This window comes from Bradyrhizobium sp. CSA207 (genome assembly GCF_029051685.1).
GTDB lineage: Bacteria > Pseudomonadota > Alphaproteobacteria > Rhizobiales > Xanthobacteraceae > Bradyrhizobium.
Window position 1 is genome coordinate 94,394 of record NZ_JAACFT010000029.1, and the last position, 14,269, is coordinate 108,662.

The following is a 14,269-nucleotide window of genomic DNA, read 5'->3' on the forward strand; positions in this document are numbered from 1 at the left end:
CGAAACAGACTTCGGCAATTTTCGCCTGCTCGCGGCAAATGAGGGTTAACCTTCCGTTGTTTAAGTGGAAGGTGTCAACCACATCGCAAAGTGCACCATGAGACTCTTCTGGATCGCTGCTTTAGCCGCTTATGCATCGCTGACGGTGGATGGAGCCTGGGCGTTTGAATTCTCGGTTCGCTGTCAGGGCAAGCCACCAGGCGGGGCCTATTTCGCAACATTCGATACTGACGCGAAGACTACCGTCTTTGAGTCACCATCCGCCAACGAGACAACATTCGATGGTGCAAATGTGTTCGCCGGAGAGATTGTCCCCTCTGGCGATCTGCCAGATGGCAAAATCGAGTTCACGCTACGTGTCGTTGGCGGAAAGTTCACTCTGACCTATGACGTCAACGCAAAGAGAATGATTTGGCCCGGGTTTAACGACGCGCCAAGTCATCCCTGCACAGTCACAGCTGCGAGAAGCATTCTAGAATTCCGGGCTTTTGGTTCGGTTCTGCACCCGATCACCATCAAATGCGCGGAAGCAGGCTACATGTATCTCACAATGGACCTGGAATCGAAGAGAGCGCTGTTTGAACGCGATCAAGGGCCAATTTACCCGGCAGAGGTTTCAGCCGTCCGTGGCGATGATATCGAAATCTTGATGAAGGGGAGTACGCCAGGACGGATATCATGGAGCAGAAGCCGCCGAACGATCACTTTCGAAAGCGCTGATGGCAACAGAGGCTCCCCGAAAGAGTGCGAAGAAATAGCGCCACGCACCATGATTGAATACCATAACAGGCTACGGTAACTCCTAGCGCCGTTGCGGGGGGCTCCTGACCGGCGATGTCAGTATTTAATGTCTGCATCTGGCCCTTCAGCGAAGTAGCGGCGCCTCTCGTTGAGGTCCGCTCAGTGAGGCACGGCGGACGAGATTTGCTCAGGTTGAGTTCTTCGCATTTCGCGCCGTTGACGAAACGGCGGAGCGTCTCCGCTCCGCCCGAATAAGAGTTCGGCGTTAACCACAGCTAACGGTTTCAGTCTGAGCAACATCGCTTCGAAGTTTCTTAAATTTTGCTGGGTACCTCTCTTGGGCATGGTGACCTGGGGAAAGATATGAGTAAGCGGGCCAAGCGTGGGAAGGCAGAGACGCGCGCACTGCCAATGGTCGCGAGAGTTGCAATTGGCACCGTAGCCGTCGCCGGAGTGGGGTACAGTTTGCTGTCTCGCCCGGCGAGCGTGCAACCAATACGGAAGCCGTCCGCGTCCCAAGCCCAGGCGTCGTCAACTCCGGTTTATGTGGCAACTCCGGTTCATGCATCGGCGCCAGCTCCGATTCCGGCCGCGGCGCCTCTGGTCGAACCGCCAAAAGCCCCTGATGGTCCCGGAGCATTCGTCCGGCAGGTGGTTGACTACGCCAGCCGCCAGACGCCGGGCACCGTGATCATCGATACCGGAAACACATTCCTTTATTTCGTTCTGAACGACAGGCAAGCGGTGCGCTACGGTATCGGTGTCGGCCGCGAAGGTTTCACATGGTCCGGTGAGCAGGCCGTGGCCCGTAAAGCAGAATGGCCGGATTGGCATCCGCCTGCGGAGATGGTCTCGCGTCAGCCTTATCTGCCGCGGTTCATGGCGGGCGGGCCCGGCAACCCGCTCGGCGCTCGGGCGATGTATCTAGGCGAGACGGAATATCGAATTCACGGCACCAACAATCCCGATACGATCGGGAAGCGGGTCTCGTCCGGCTGTATCCGGCTGACCAATGACGACGTCGTGGACCTCTATGAGCGGGTGAAGATCGGAGCGAAGGTGATCGTGCTTCCGGCAACCGCTGCCCGTAGACCCTCCCCCGGAGCGCCGACCGACGCCGCTTTTCGATTGCCGGACCCGGCATCGCCGTCGAAGCGGCCCTCGGCGGCCAACGCGCAGATGCCGTCATCCGGACCGAAGATCGCCGAGGCCCAGTAACTCAGTCCTCCGTCCTTTAGTCTCCTTCAATCCAAACCCCCGCTGCACTCAGAGCGTTGAGAACGCGTTCAATGTCTTTGGGGTCAAGTTCTCTGCTGTCGCACAGCTGATTCAATTCATCGAAGGTAATCTTGCCGTTCCGTTCACCGATTTCGATGGCACGTCGAATGATTTCCGCCACGCTCATGTTCTCTCCGCTTCTGCAGCCTCTACTATACGGGGAGAGAGACGGGTTCTGACCCATAAGCGAAGATCGAAACTTCGTCCTGCGCGGCCGCTGCCGAGATAGGACCGGATCTCCGACCCGGTGCCAAGCCGATGCGGACATGGCCCAACAATCGATAAAGTTGGAACCAAATCGTAAAACTCACCGAAGTGGAGACCCCCTATCAGATTGGAGATATGGTAATCTGGTCGGAAGAGATGTTGGCCACATGTCTCGCGGCTCCTCGGCGAAAAGACCTTTGCTTATCGAGAAAATCGAGCTGTGGTCGTCGAAAAGCCGCGTTGTCGATGGCCTCTGGATCGGATGTTTTTCATCGGATGATCGCGAGCGAACCCTGCAACGCGTCGAAGCCGCGCTGCGGCTGATCGAACGGTTTGCTCCACTTCACTACCGGCGTATCAAGAAGAGCCTTTCTCGAATCTGGGTGCAACTGGTTCCGCACGGAGCCGGCTGCTATCAGCATTCATTGAACGCCTGCCTGCTTGACCCGCGTGTCGTCGATTCTGAAACGACAACGGTCGAGTGGATCGCATCCGCCATCGTGCACGAGGCGACCCACGCAAGGCTCGCGAACCGGGGTATCCGCTACGACGAAGCCGTCCGCCTCCGGATCGAACGGATCTGCGCTGGAAGAGAGCTGGATTTTGCCCGGCGTCTGTCAGGCGTCGACGCCTTGAAAGAAGAGATCTCTCAGAGACTTGATTGGTGCCGTGACGGAAGCACTCACTATACTGACTAAAATATGCGGCAAAGCATGGATCAGGGCAGTGCGGAAGCGCTCCGTTATCTGGGAACGCCAGAATGGGCCATAGCTCTGGTGTTCAGGGCAAGAGACCTACGCAACGGATTCCGCCGGTTCACACGACGTATAGCGGGTGCTTTGGAGTGATGAACTCGGGTACGAAACGAAATGGGGCGGCTCTGGCGGGAAACCCTAACTAACCCGACGATCGCTTCTCCAGAGCCGCCGCGATACTCTCCAAGACAGCGTTCCTGCGCTTACTTTCGACGAGTTCATTCTCGCACATCTGAACCATCGTCGGCCCGGACCACCGTCCGAGCGCATGGGCGTCCCTCCGGCAACACAGCCAGATCACCACTGCCAAAAAGACAACAGCAGCGAGCCATGATAGCGCCTGCCCCCGGTCAAAGTCCGCGATGGCGCCACGGAGATCGCCCTTGGATAGGTACGCAACGGCGCGATTGCTGTAGGCGTAGTAGTCGTGCGCATATTCCGGATCAAGTGCGATCACCCGGTCGTAGTCGGCGATGGCACGATCAAAATTGCCCTTGGCAAAGTAGGCATTGCCACGGGCGGTGAGGGCGAAACTGTTGTTCGCATCGAGCTCGATACTCTCGGTGTAGTCCGCGATGGCACGGTCATTGTCGCCTTTGGCCTGGTAGGCGTAGCCGCGCTCGCCGTATCCGGCCCGCCTTCCATAATCCGACAGGCCGCCTTCGAATGCCTGGTTGGCGTCCGCTATCGCTCGGTCGTACTCGCGCCGTTCGTTGTAGATATGCGCTCGATTGAGCAGCGAGCCAGCAGCTTTCGGGTCAATCCGGATCGCCTCGGTAAAGTCCTTCAAGGAGCGGTCGACGCGATCGACGAAGCTTGTCCGCGACCAGGAATAGCCGCGCGTGTGATACAGGGTGGAGAGGTCTTGGTCCTTATAGTCGCCGCTTTCGATCGCGCGCGTACAGGCGGCGATGGTCGCGGCAGCGGCTTCCTTCGATCCTTTCAAGCACGCCTGTCGATCATCGGCTGTCGCTGGTCCGCTGACGGCAGCGGTTGCTGCGAGTGCCAAGGCCACCAGCCAGACATGCGCGGAAATCCGCGAGCACATACCCTTTGTCTCCGCGATGGCCGGTGTGCGAGCTAACCCGGAGACGGCTTTTCCAGAGCTGCCGCGATCCTCTCTAGCAATGCATTCGTACGCCTGTTTTCGGCGACCTGCTGCTCGTAGAGATCGACCCAACTCGCCCCGGATGATGAGCGCCGACTCGCACGCGAGTACCACAGCCAGGTGCAAACCAGGACCAGGAACGGCAACCAGGACACGATCAGACTGACCACCCAGGGCTGCGAACCACCGGTCGGTGCGTTGATGAACGTAAACCAAACCAGGAGAGCACCGACGAGACTGATCCACACAGCAACTAACAGAAGTCGAAAGCGAGGCTTGGTCATTCCAGTCACGGTCGTTCCCTTTGGCGGTTGGTCTAGGGAGGTCCATGCTATCACTGGTTGATGCAGCTTCCCATGCCGTCGCGTACGCCGTCGTTGCAACGTGGTTAGCCGTTCCTTTGCAGCGAGCATCCGACTCGTGACGACACGCCCAATGCCGTCCGTCCCTATCTCTAGGGACAGACGCCGGCAGCGGAGTTCGCTAGTCTGTCCTGAAGCATACGAATCCAGGGGAGGCCGGTTTGAGCACTGCGCCGCGCATCGACATCGACCCTGCCGCGTTCTGGGCCGATCCCTATCCGATGCTCGCGACAATGCGCAAGGAAGCGCCCATCGCTTTCGTGCCGCAGCTCGGCTCGACGCTGCTGACCAGCCGCGACGACATCTCGATCTCGGAGAAGCAGATCGACGTGTTCTCCTCGCACCAGCCCGCAGGCCTGATGAACAGGCTGATGGGCCACAACATGATGCGCAAGGACGGCGAGGCGCATCAGGTCGAGCGGCGCGCGATGTTTCCGACGGTGTCGCCGAAGACGGTGAAGGCGCACTGGACCGCCCAATTTCAGGCCCATGCCGATCGCATCATCGCCGCGATCGAGCCGGGGCGGATCGATTTCATGCGCGACTTCGCGCTGCCGTTCTCCAGCGAATGCCTGAAGTCGATCACCGGCCTCACCAATATCGGCTTCCAGGACATGGATGCATGGTCCCAAGGCATGATCGAGGGCATCGCCAATTACGGCGGCGATCCAGCGGTCGAGGCGCGTTGCCACGCCGCGACGTCAGGCATCGATGCTGCGATCGACGACATGCTGCCGGTGATCAGCAAGCATCCGGACCAGAGCATCCTCGGCGTTCTCGTTGCCTCCGGCATGCCGATGGAGAGTGTGCGCGCCAACGTCAAGCTCGCGATCTCCGGCGGACAGAACGAGCCGCGCAAGGCCATCGCCGGCACGGTGTGGGCGTTGCTGACTCATCCCGAGCAGCCCGATCTCGTCCGCAAGGGCGAAGTCTCCTGGCTCCAGGCGTTCGAGGAGTATGCCCGCTGGATCTCGCCGATCGGCATGTCGCCGCGGCGCATCGCAAAGCCGTGGACGATCCGTGACATCTCATTCGAGCTCGATGAGCGCGTGTTCCTGATGTTCGGGTCCGCCAACCGCGACGAGAAGCATTTTGAGCGGGCCGATCAGTTCGACATCAAGCGCGACGTGTCCAAGAGCGTCGCTTTCGGCGCCGGCCCGCATTTCTGCGCCGGCGCCTTCGCCTCACGCGCGATGATCGCCGACGTCGCGCTGCCGACCGTGTTTGCACGAGCGAAACAGCTCGAGCTCGCCGACGACGAGCCGGTGCGGATCGGCGGCTGGGCGTTCCGCGGGCTGCAGAACCTGCCGGTGAAGTGGCCGCATTAACGCATCGGTGCTTCGACCAGCGTGATTGAGGCACACGCTTGCCGCAACGCCGGTGTCATCGCCCGCGAAGGCGGGCGATCCAGTACGCCGCGGCAGTCGTGTGAAGCATTGACGTCCCTGGGATACTGGATTCCCCGCCTTCGCGGGGAATGACAGCCAGGCGGTGGATGGAGCTTCGCACCGCAACAGCTCCCAGACCCGATGATGCCATCTTGCTCCTGTTTTGCCCGACGAGTAAAACAAAATTCGGATAATGCGTAAGTCGTTGTTTTCGCACGCCCCGGCTACTGTGCATGGGGTTGTTTTCGTGGTTTTTGGTTCCGGCCGCGAGTCTTCAGACCGAACGCGCTCGGCCTTCACATTCGCGTGCAGAAAAATTCCATCCTTATTCACTCCGCCGCTTGAAAGATTAATCATGCGCGCCGCACGCGCGGCAGTGCGCGCATCGCTATTTTCCCAGGCGTCTCGACACCTCCGGTAACCCGCACCATCATTCCCGAACGCGAATGAAGGACGGCCGCACGCGGCCGGGAGTGTTGAATGCAGCGTCGGGACTTTCTCAAATTGTCCGCTGGAATGGCAGCCGCAGCCGCGTTTACCGCGCGCGCCAACGCACAGGGCGCGGTGAAGGAAATTCGTGTCGGCTATCAGAAGAACGGCGTGCTGGTCATCTCGCGCCAGCAGGCCGCCTTGGAAAAACATTTCGCAGCCCAGGGCATCGAGGTGAAATGGGTCGAGTTCTCGTCGGGCCCGCCGATGATGGAGGCGATGAATGTCGGCAGCGTCGATTACGGCGCGGTCGGCGATTCCCCGCCGGTGTTCGCCCAGGCCGCCGGCGCCGCGATCGTCTATGCCGCCGGCCAGCCGATCACCAACGGCTCGGGCATTTTGGTGCCGAAGGACTCGCCGATCCGCACCATCGCCGAGCTGAAAGGCAAGCGCGTCGGTTTCACCAAGGGTTCGAGTGCCCATAACATCGTGGTGCAGACGCTCGAGAAGGCTGGGTTGACCTATGCCGACATTACCCCGGTCTATCTGACGCCGCCGGACGCCGGCCCTGCCTTCGCCAATGGCAGCATCGAGGCCTGGGCGATCTGGGATCCGTATTTCGCGATCGGCGAGACCAAACAAAACGGCCGCATCCTGATCAATTCGCGCGAGGTCACCAAGACCAATTCCTTCTACATCGCCAATCGCGATTTCGCCAAAAACCATGGCGCGATCCTGCAGCAGATCGTCGATGTCACGACCGCGACCGCAAAATGGGCCGAGCAGCACCGCGACGAGGTCGCCAAATCGCTGGCCGCGGTGACCGGCATCCCGCTCGATATCCAGACCATCGCGGCCAACCGCTCGAACTTCGTGGTCGGCCCCGTCACCGACGACATCGTCGCAACCCAGCAGGGCGTCGCCGATCGCTTCCACAAGCTCGGCCTGATCCCGAAGCCGATCGTCATTCGCGACATCGTCTGGCGCAGCACGGCGACCTGATCGTGCCCACCAGCTTTCCCATTCACAAGGGTTTGAACATGAGGCGTATCATTCAGCGTCTGATCGCGGCGGTCCTGCTGTCGATCGGCATCGTGGCCGCCGCGGTCGGCACGTCCTACGGGCAGGACAAGGTGGTCCGCATCGGCTACCAGAAATACGGCAAGCTGGTGCTGCTCAAGAGCAAGGGCACGCTGGAGCCGAAGCTCGCGACCGACGGCTACAAGGTGGTGTGGACCGAGTTCCCGTCCGGACCGCCTCTGCTCGAGGCGCTCAATGTCGGCGCGATCGATTTCGGCAATACCGGCGAAGCGCCGCCGATCTTCGCGCAGGCCGCCGGCGCGCCGATCCAGTATGTCGCCTATGAGCCGCCGGCGCCGAAGGGCGAGGCGATCCTGGTGCCGAAGGACAGTCCGTTGAAGTCGGTCGCCGATCTCAAGGGCAAGAAGGTCGCGCTGAACAAGGGCTCCAACGTTCACTATCTCCTGGTCGAGGCGCTGGAGAAGGCGGGCGTCAAATATTCGGAGATCGAGCCGGTGTTCCTGGCTCCGGCGGATGCACGCGCCGCCTTCGAGCGCGGCGCGGTCGATGCCTGGGTGATCTGGGATCCGTTCCAGGCAGCGGCGGAAGCGGCCACGCGGGCGCGAACGCTCACCGACGGCACCAACCTCGTCGCGAACTACCAATTCTATTTCTCCTCGAAGAAATTCCTCGATGCCAACCCGAAGATTGTCGACGCCGTGCTCGCCGAGCTCAGCGCAGTCGACGATTGGGCGAAGGGTGACATCCATGCGGTGGCCGAGCAACTGGCGCCGACGATCGGCCTCTCAGTCCCCGTGGTCGAGGTGGCGCTGAAGCGGCAGTCCTACGGCATCAAGCCGATCACCGATGCCGTGATCGCCGACCAGCAGCAGGTTGCGGACGCATTTCTGGCGCTGGGCCTGATCCCGAAAGCAATCAAGATTTCCGACGTGGCGCGGAGGCCAGGATCATGAGCAAGACCATCAGCAACAAGACCACGAGCAAGCAAGCTAACGCCAACATCCTGTGGTTCCTGCCGACCCACGGTGACGGCCGCTATCTCGGCACCGGCATCGGCGGCCGCGAGGTCAATTTCAACTATCTGCGCCAGATCGCACAGGCCGCCGATCAGCTCGGCTATTACGGCGTGCTGCTGCCGACCGGCCGATCTTGCGAGGATTCCTGGATCGTCGCCTCCAGCGTCGCGCCGTTCACGGAACGGCTGCGCTATCTGGTGGCGGTCAGGCCCGGCCTGCAATCGCCGACCGTTGCGGCGCGCATGACTGCGACGCTCGACCGCATCACCAATGGCCGGCTCCTCGTCAACGTCGTCACCGGCGGCGATCCCGTCGAGAACAAGGGCGACGGCATTTTCCTCGGGCATGACGAGCGCTACGAGGTCACCCGCGAATTCCTCAACGTCTATAGCGACCTGCTCGCCGGCAAGGCCGTCAATGTCGAGGGCAAGCACATCCGCATCGAGGATGGCAAGCTGCTGTTTCACCCCGTGCAGTCGCCGCGCCCGCCGCTCTATTTCGGCGGCTCGTCGGATGCCGGCATCGATGTCGCGGTCGACGCCGTCGACAAATATCTCACCTGGGGCGAGCCGCCGGCGCTGGTTGCGGAAAAGATCGCGAAGGTGAGGGAGGTCGCCAACTCGCGCGGCCGCAAGCTCTCCTTTGGCATCCGGCTTCATGTGATCGTCCGCGAGACCAATGAAGCGGCCTGGCGCGCCGCGGGCGATCTGATCAAGCACGTCAGCGATGACACGATCGCCACGGCGCAGAAGAATTTTGCGCGGATGGATTCGGTCGGCCAGCAGCGCATGGCGCAGCTCCACGGCGGCAAGCGCGACAAGCTCGAGATCGCCCCGAACCTGTGGGCCGGCGTCGGCCTCGTGCGCGGCGGTGCCGGCACGGCGTTGGTCGGCGACGCCCAGACCGTCGCGTCCCGCATCAAGGAGTATCAGGATATCGGCATCGATACCTTCATCATGTCGGGCTATCCGCATCTCGAGGAGGCCTATCGCTTCGCCGAGTTGGTCTTCCCGCTGCTCTCGCTCGAGCACGGCAGCAACGTGACGCGACTGCATCCCAACAACGGTCCGTTCGGCGAGACCGTCGGCAGCGATTTCCGTCCGCAGCACAAGGTGTCGCAGTCATGAGCCTGATCGACAGCGTTTCGCTTCCGCGCAGCATCCGCCTGCCGCGTGTCGACGGCCTGGTCCAGTGGATCGTGCCGCTCGCCATCATCGCGATCTGGCAGGTGGCAAGCATTACCGGCTTCGTGCCGACGCGGGTGCTGCCGGCGCCGAGCGACGTCGCGCTGGCGGGGTGGAAGCTGCTGCTGTCCGGCGAGCTCGTGCGCAACATCTGGGTCTCGTTCTGGCGCGCCTCGACCGGCTTCCTGATCGGCGGCAGCATCGGCTTCGCGTTTGGCCTCGCCAACGGCCTGTCGCAGCTCTCGGCCAGGCTCACCGACACCACGCTGCAGATGGTGCGCAACGTGCCGCATCTGGCGCTGATCCCGCTGGTCATCCTGTGGTTCGGCATCGACGAGAGCGCAAAACTGTTCCTGGTGGCGCTTGGCGTGTTCTTCCCGATCTACCTCAACACGCTGCACGGCATCCGCACCGTCGATCCCCAGCTGATCGAGATGGGCCGCATCTACGGCATGAGCGACGGCGAACTGTTCCGCCGGGTGATCTTCCCGGGCGCGCTGCCCTCGATCTTCGTCGGCATCCGCTTCGCGCTCGGCATCATGTGGCTGACCCTGATCGTCGCCGAGACCATCGCGGCCTCATCCGGCCTCGGCTACATGGCGATGCAGGCGCGCGAGTTCATGCTGATCGACGTCGTCGTGCTCTCGATCCTGATCTACGCCCTGCTCGGCAAGCTCGCCGACAGCGCCTCCCGCGTGCTGGAGCGGCTGACGCTGTCCTGGCACCCCGCCTTCCAGAAACGTTGAGAGTGACATGCAGACAGCCCTTCGGACGTCCCTTGCCGAAACCGAGCGCGCCAGCCGTGCCAATTTCGCACCGACATCCCGCGTGCTGCGCGAGGAGCGGCCGGCACCGATCAGCGGCCTGCCGCTCGGCATCCGGGCTTTGCGCAAGTCCTACGGCGACAACGAGGTGCTGCGCGGCATCGACCTGCACATCGCCGCCGGCCAGTTCGTCGCCATCGTCGGAAAAAGCGGCTGCGGCAAGAGCACGCTGCTGCGCCTGATTGCAGGCCTCGAAAAGGTCGATGCGGGCAGCGTCAGCTTCGGCGACGCGGTGAAGCCGGAGGACATCCGTGTGATGTTCCAGGAGCCGCGGCTGCTGCCCTGGGCCCGCGTGCTCTCCAATGTTGAGGTCGGCCTCGGCCGTGATCGCGCCTCGTCCGACGCGCATTTACGCGCCGAGAAGGCACTGACCGAGGTCGGGCTCGCCGACAAGCGCGAGCAGTGGCCCTCGGTGCTGTCGGGCGGCCAGAAGCAGCGCGTGGCGCTGGCCCGCGCGCTGGTCTCGCGTCCCCGCGTGCTCGCCTTCGACGAGCCGCTCGGTGCGCTGGATGCGCTGACCCGGATCTCGATGCAGCGGTTGCTGGAGCGCGTCTGGCGCGATCAGGGCTTCACCGCGATCCTGGTGACCCACGACGTCTCCGAGGCGGTCGCGCTGGCGGACCGGGTGCTGGTGATCGAGGACGGCCGCATCGCCCACGACGTTACGGTTAACGTGGCCCGGCCCCGCGAGCGCGGCTCGGTCGAGCTGGCAAGCCTCGAAGGCTCGATCCTGAGCCACCTTTTGTCGGCGGACGATCGTACCTAAATAGAGAGGAACCCCGCTTCGGGGGAGCATGCCATGAATGTAGTCCCCCGCGATCTCATGACCGAAATCCCCGTCTCGTCTGCCGATTTCCGCGGCGCCATGCGCCACCTCACCGGCGGCGTCAGCGTCATCACCGCCGGGCGGGGCAAGGACATCACCGGCATGACGGTGACATCGGTCACCTCGCTGTCGGTCGATCCGCCGACGCTGCTGGTCAGCATCAACCGCGATGCCTCCTCATTCCCGCTGATCAGGCGCCACGGCGCCTTCGGCGTGAACATCCTCAATGCCGATCAACTCGATATTGCCGAGCGCTTTGCCGGCAAGGGCGGGCTGAAGGGCGCCGATCGCTTTGCCGGAGCCAACTGGGTGACTTCTGTCTCGGGCGTTCCGCTGCTGGTCGGCGCGTTGTCGGCGGTCGATTGCGAGGTCGAGGAGATCGTCGAACGGCATTCGCACGCCATCATCATCGGCCGCGTCAGGGACATCAGAAGTTCGACCCGGACGGCCGCGCTGGCCTATTGGCACGGCCAGTATGTGGCGGTCGACCAGGACGAAGACGCGGCCAAGCTCGCAGACGTCAGCGTTCCCGCGCGCGGCCGGCGCGGCATTTGATCGCCGCCGGCCGCTAGAGCGTTTTCGAGCGAAGTGGACACCGGTTCGCGTAAAGAAAACGCGTTAAAACAAGAATCTAGAGCACCGTTCCGATTCCATCGGAACGGTGCTCTAGCGCGCAGGCTGGCCTTTTCCCCGTCATCGCTCTAGAAGCGCAGCCTGAGCCTCCCAAACCGGGAAGGCGATGGAGCGCCATGATGAAACGCGTCGCGACCTGGGCCTTCTACGCCGTCGGCGCGCTCGCGATCGCCTATCTCGCGCTCTACGCCTATGCGCTGTTTCGCGGCCAGCCGATCGTCCCCGGCGACCCCATTCACATCTTCCGCAAGCCGGACGCGCCGAACTATTCGTGAGATTCCCGGGGGATGCGTAGGGTGGATTAGTCCTGTGGTTGCGCGAAGCGCAGTCCGCTGGTGTAATCCACCACTTCCGTCGCCACGGGAGAAGAGGTGGGTTACGCTGCGCTAACCCACCCTACGAGATCACCCCCGCAAGATCGCCAGCGCCAGCGCCTGCGCGCGCGGCACGATGCTGTCGAGCTCGAGATATTCCTCCGGCGTATGCGCAAGCCCGCCGACCGGGCCGAGGCCGCAGATGGTCGGCGTGCCGACCGCGGCGGTGAAGCCGGAATCGGCGCAGCCGCCGGAGAACTCGCCTTCGAGCGTGGTGAGACCGGCCTGCTTTGCGGCCGCCTGATAATTTTCGAACAGCGCCTTCGAGGCTTCGCTCTGCACCACCGGCACGAATTCGCCCTTGATCGTCAGCGTTGCGCTGGTGCCCGGCACGTAGGAGGTCGCGACGATTGTCTCGATCGCTGCCATCACCGTGGCGCGATCCGCCGGATCGATATAGCGCAGGTCGATCTGGCCTTCGGCGTACGGCGCTGTGGTGTTGACGGACTGGCCGCCCGCAACCAGGCCGACATTCAGCGTGATGCCTTTGGCAAGATCGGTCAGGGCGTGGATCTGGACGATCTTGTGCGCGAGCTCGCCGATCGCACTGACGCCCGCGGCGAAATTGGCGCCGGAATGCGCGGCTTTGCCGGTGATGGCCAGATGCATGAAGATGCCGCCCTTGCGGCCGGTGACGACGTTGCCGGTCGGGCGGCCCGGCTCGGAATTCAACACGGCGCGCGCCGCGCGTCCTTCGCGCTCGATCACCGGGCGTGACGACGGCGAGCCGATCTCCTCGTCCGAGGTGATCAGCACCTTGATCGGATGCGGGCTGCCGCCGAATTTGTGGAAGGCGGTCGCCACGAACACGTTCATGACGAGGCCGGACTTCATGTCGGCGACGCCGGGCCCGTAGGCGCGGTTATCTCGAATCGTGAACGGACGGCGCCCGGCCTCGCCCTTGCCGAACACGGTGTCGCGATGCCCCATCAACAGCACCGGCTTCTCGTTGCTGCCGGGTTTTGCGATTTCCGCATGGATCGCATCGCCAAAGCTGTCGTGATGTTCGCGCCGGAACGGAATGCCGTGCTCGGCAAAATGCCGCTCGAACCGCGCACCGACCGCATCGACGCCTTCCTTGTCATAGGACCCGGAATCGATGTTCACGACGTCGCGCAACAGATCGATCATCGCCTGCCGCTGCGCCGCCAGCCAGTCCGTGATTTGAGCTTCAGACATTGTCACCTCGCGTGGTTTTCAGCGCGCTTATAGGGCTTTGCGCAGTCGCGACCTAGTCGCCGGATGCGGTGCGGCCATGTCGAGGCTGATCTCCGGCCGGGTATCGCCTCGCTTTCTCCCCACACACAGCCGTCATCCTCCGCGAAGGCGGGGGATCCAGTACGCCCGCGGCTCCTCAGGGAATGTGGTTTCTCCAGTCCCGGCCCGCGCGAGCCTCCAAGGATGGGGAAAATGTCCTAGACGCCGTCCGCCCGCTCGCCCACGATCAGCGGGCCGATCTCGCGTTCCAGCACCTGCTGCACCAGATCGTAGGAATCGATGATCTCGCGGATCTGCGCCACCTGGCCGTTGCGAAAGGTGTAGAACACGGCCATGTCGACCTGAATGATGCGGTCGTTGCTGCGCTTCCTGAAGAACACGCGCAGATAGGCCGCGACCGTGTCGCCCTCGGCGACGATCTGCGGCACCTGGTAGCGGACCTCGGAGTAGCGCGCCTGCACCGTGCGCCAGAACTCGCCCAGCTCCGTCTTGCCGTGGCAGGGGCCCATGTGCGGCAGCACGTCGATCGGCGCGTGGGTGAGGAAGTCGACGTCGTCGCTGCAGCACGCCAGCGCGGCCTCGAGATCGCTGCGCACGATGGCGTCGAGCAGATGCAGCACGCGCTGGCGATTGAGCTTCTCGACCGTCATTCCGCCTGTCCTCATTGGCCGCGTGGCGTTTGCACAAAGCTAACGCGCGGTTTTGCGCGCGGGCAATCCGCAAAACCACAGGGATGTTGCAGACGATATGACGCGCCAGCGCAATGCCAGGTTCATGGCTGCAATTACCGGTTGTGTAGCCGCGCGCCTGCACGAATTCACGCATTCGGCCGGATGGCATCGGCCGTCGGCTCCCTCGCCCCGCTTGCGGGGGGAGGGTGGGGTG

Annotated in this window: 15 protein-coding genes; 11 read left to right on the forward strand and 4 right to left on the reverse strand. The window is 62.8% G+C overall.

What is annotated here, in order from left to right; genetic code table 11:
- The first annotated feature begins 97 nt into the window (after positions 1-97).
- Both GWG65_RS29040 and GWG65_RS29045 read left to right on the forward strand, forming a co-directional pair.
- Complete coding sequence (locus tag GWG65_RS29040) at positions 98-799, forward strand: hypothetical protein (protein ID WP_275198943.1); 702 nt, start codon at positions 98-100, stop codon at positions 797-799.
- A gap of 305 nt (positions 800-1,104) precedes the next feature.
- The gene (locus tag GWG65_RS29045; RefSeq protein WP_275198944.1) at positions 1,105-1,959 is read left to right on the forward strand and encodes a L,D-transpeptidase; all 855 of its coding nucleotides are present in this window, start codon (positions 1,105-1,107) and stop codon (positions 1,957-1,959) included.
- Positions 1,960-1,975: 16 nt separating this feature from the next.
- Here GWG65_RS29045 and GWG65_RS29050 read toward each other — a convergent pair whose 3' ends face one another.
- Positions 1,976-2,146, reverse strand: coding sequence for an RNA polymerase sigma factor region1.1 domain-containing protein (locus GWG65_RS29050; RefSeq protein WP_275198945.1), 171 nt, complete (start codon positions 2,144-2,146; stop codon positions 1,976-1,978).
- Positions 2,147-2,393: 247 nt separating this feature from the next.
- On the opposite strand from GWG65_RS29050, the gene GWG65_RS29055 reads away from it, so the two are divergent.
- Positions 2,394-2,924: a hypothetical protein gene (locus tag GWG65_RS29055; RefSeq protein WP_275198946.1), complete on the forward strand. Its 531-nt coding sequence runs from the start codon at positions 2,394-2,396 to the stop codon at positions 2,922-2,924.
- A 199-nt stretch (positions 2,925-3,123) separates the two neighbouring features.
- On the opposite strand, the gene GWG65_RS29060 is transcribed toward GWG65_RS29055, so the two are convergent.
- Positions 3,124-4,029: a tetratricopeptide repeat protein gene (locus GWG65_RS29060; protein ID WP_275198947.1), complete on the reverse strand. Its 906-nt coding sequence runs from the start codon at positions 4,027-4,029 to the stop codon at positions 3,124-3,126.
- Between the two features lie 583 nt (positions 4,030-4,612).
- On the opposite strand from GWG65_RS29060, the gene GWG65_RS29065 reads away from it, so the two are divergent.
- The 8 genes from GWG65_RS29065 to GWG65_RS29100 all read left to right on the forward strand — a co-directional run bounded on the left by GWG65_RS29065 (position 4,613) and on the right by GWG65_RS29100 (position 12,067).
- Positions 4,613-5,779: a cytochrome P450 gene (locus GWG65_RS29065; RefSeq protein WP_275198948.1), complete on the forward strand. Its 1,167-nt coding sequence runs from the start codon at positions 4,613-4,615 to the stop codon at positions 5,777-5,779.
- A gap of 540 nt (positions 5,780-6,319) precedes the next feature.
- The gene (locus GWG65_RS29070; protein WP_275198949.1) at positions 6,320-7,270 is read left to right on the forward strand and encodes a sulfonate ABC transporter substrate-binding protein; all 951 of its coding nucleotides are present in this window, start codon (positions 6,320-6,322) and stop codon (positions 7,268-7,270) included.
- Positions 7,271-7,308: 38 nt separating this feature from the next.
- Positions 7,309-8,262, forward strand: a complete 954-nt coding sequence (locus GWG65_RS29075; RefSeq protein WP_275198950.1) for a sulfonate ABC transporter substrate-binding protein — start codon at positions 7,309-7,311, stop codon at positions 8,260-8,262.
- Positions 8,259-9,452: an FMNH2-dependent alkanesulfonate monooxygenase gene (gene ssuD / locus GWG65_RS29080; RefSeq protein WP_275198951.1), complete on the forward strand. Its 1,194-nt coding sequence runs from the start codon at positions 8,259-8,261 to the stop codon at positions 9,450-9,452. The genes GWG65_RS29075 and ssuD overlap by 4 nt, the downstream gene beginning before the upstream one ends.
- Positions 9,449-10,255, forward strand: a complete 807-nt coding sequence (gene ssuC, locus GWG65_RS29085; RefSeq protein WP_275198952.1) for an aliphatic sulfonate ABC transporter permease SsuC — start codon at positions 9,449-9,451, stop codon at positions 10,253-10,255. Before ssuD ends, ssuC begins: the two co-directional genes overlap by 4 nt.
- Before the next feature lie 7 nt (positions 10,256-10,262).
- Complete coding sequence (locus GWG65_RS29090; protein ID WP_275198953.1) at positions 10,263-11,099, forward strand: ATP-binding cassette domain-containing protein; 837 nt, start codon at positions 10,263-10,265, stop codon at positions 11,097-11,099.
- A gap of 33 nt (positions 11,100-11,132) precedes the next feature.
- Entirely contained in the window at positions 11,133-11,714 is a 582-nt protein-coding gene (locus tag GWG65_RS29095) for a flavin reductase family protein (RefSeq protein WP_275198954.1), read from the forward strand.
- 197 nt (positions 11,715-11,911) lie between these two features.
- Positions 11,912-12,067, forward strand: a complete 156-nt coding sequence (locus tag GWG65_RS29100) for a hypothetical protein (protein ID WP_275198955.1) — start codon at positions 11,912-11,914, stop codon at positions 12,065-12,067.
- Positions 12,068-12,196: 129 nt separating this feature from the next.
- Here the strand turns inward: GWG65_RS29100 and GWG65_RS29105 are convergent, their stop codons facing one another.
- Positions 12,197-13,345 (reverse strand): M20 family metallopeptidase, encoded by a 1,149-nt coding sequence (locus GWG65_RS29105; protein WP_275198956.1) that lies wholly within the window; start codon positions 13,343-13,345, stop codon positions 12,197-12,199.
- 236 nt (positions 13,346-13,581) lie between these two features.
- Positions 13,582-14,034 (reverse strand): nuclear transport factor 2 family protein, encoded by a 453-nt coding sequence (locus GWG65_RS29110; RefSeq protein WP_275198957.1) that lies wholly within the window; start codon positions 14,032-14,034, stop codon positions 13,582-13,584.
- Between the last annotated feature and the right edge of the window lie 235 nt (positions 14,035-14,269).

What these genes read in the sequence shown, in the direction of transcription:
- GWG65_RS29060 (WP_275198947.1), bottom strand. Translation starts at nt 4,029, where the DNA reads ATGTGCTCGCGGATTTCCGCGCATGTCTGGCTGGTGGCCTTGGCACTC.
- GWG65_RS29050 (WP_275198945.1), bottom strand. Translation starts at nt 2,146, where the DNA reads ATGAGCGTGGCGGAAATCATTCGACGTGCCATCGAAATCGGTGAACGG.
- GWG65_RS29040 (WP_275198943.1), top strand. Translation starts at nt 98, where the DNA reads ATGAGACTCTTCTGGATCGCTGCTTTAGCCGCTTATGCATCGCTGACG.
- GWG65_RS29045 (WP_275198944.1), top strand. Translation starts at nt 1,105, where the DNA reads ATGAGTAAGCGGGCCAAGCGTGGGAAGGCAGAGACGCGCGCACTGCCA.
- GWG65_RS29070 (WP_275198949.1), top strand. Translation starts at nt 6,320, where the DNA reads ATGCAGCGTCGGGACTTTCTCAAATTGTCCGCTGGAATGGCAGCCGCA.
- GWG65_RS29100 (WP_275198955.1), top strand. Translation starts at nt 11,912, where the DNA reads ATGAAACGCGTCGCGACCTGGGCCTTCTACGCCGTCGGCGCGCTCGCG.
- GWG65_RS29055 (WP_275198946.1), top strand. Translation starts at nt 2,394, where the DNA reads ATGTCTCGCGGCTCCTCGGCGAAAAGACCTTTGCTTATCGAGAAAATC.
- GWG65_RS29090 (WP_275198953.1), top strand. Translation starts at nt 10,263, where the DNA reads ATGCAGACAGCCCTTCGGACGTCCCTTGCCGAAACCGAGCGCGCCAGC.
- ssuC (WP_275198952.1), top strand. Translation starts at nt 9,449, where the DNA reads ATGAGCCTGATCGACAGCGTTTCGCTTCCGCGCAGCATCCGCCTGCCG.
- GWG65_RS29075 (WP_275198950.1), top strand. Translation starts at nt 7,309, where the DNA reads ATGAGGCGTATCATTCAGCGTCTGATCGCGGCGGTCCTGCTGTCGATC.
- GWG65_RS29105 (WP_275198956.1), bottom strand. Translation starts at nt 13,345, where the DNA reads ATGTCTGAAGCTCAAATCACGGACTGGCTGGCGGCGCAGCGGCAGGCG.
- GWG65_RS29110 (WP_275198957.1), bottom strand. Translation starts at nt 14,034, where the DNA reads ATGACGGTCGAGAAGCTCAATCGCCAGCGCGTGCTGCATCTGCTCGAC.
- GWG65_RS29095 (WP_275198954.1), top strand. Translation starts at nt 11,133, where the DNA reads ATGAATGTAGTCCCCCGCGATCTCATGACCGAAATCCCCGTCTCGTCT.
- ssuD (WP_275198951.1), top strand. Translation starts at nt 8,259, where the DNA reads ATGAGCAAGACCATCAGCAACAAGACCACGAGCAAGCAAGCTAACGCC.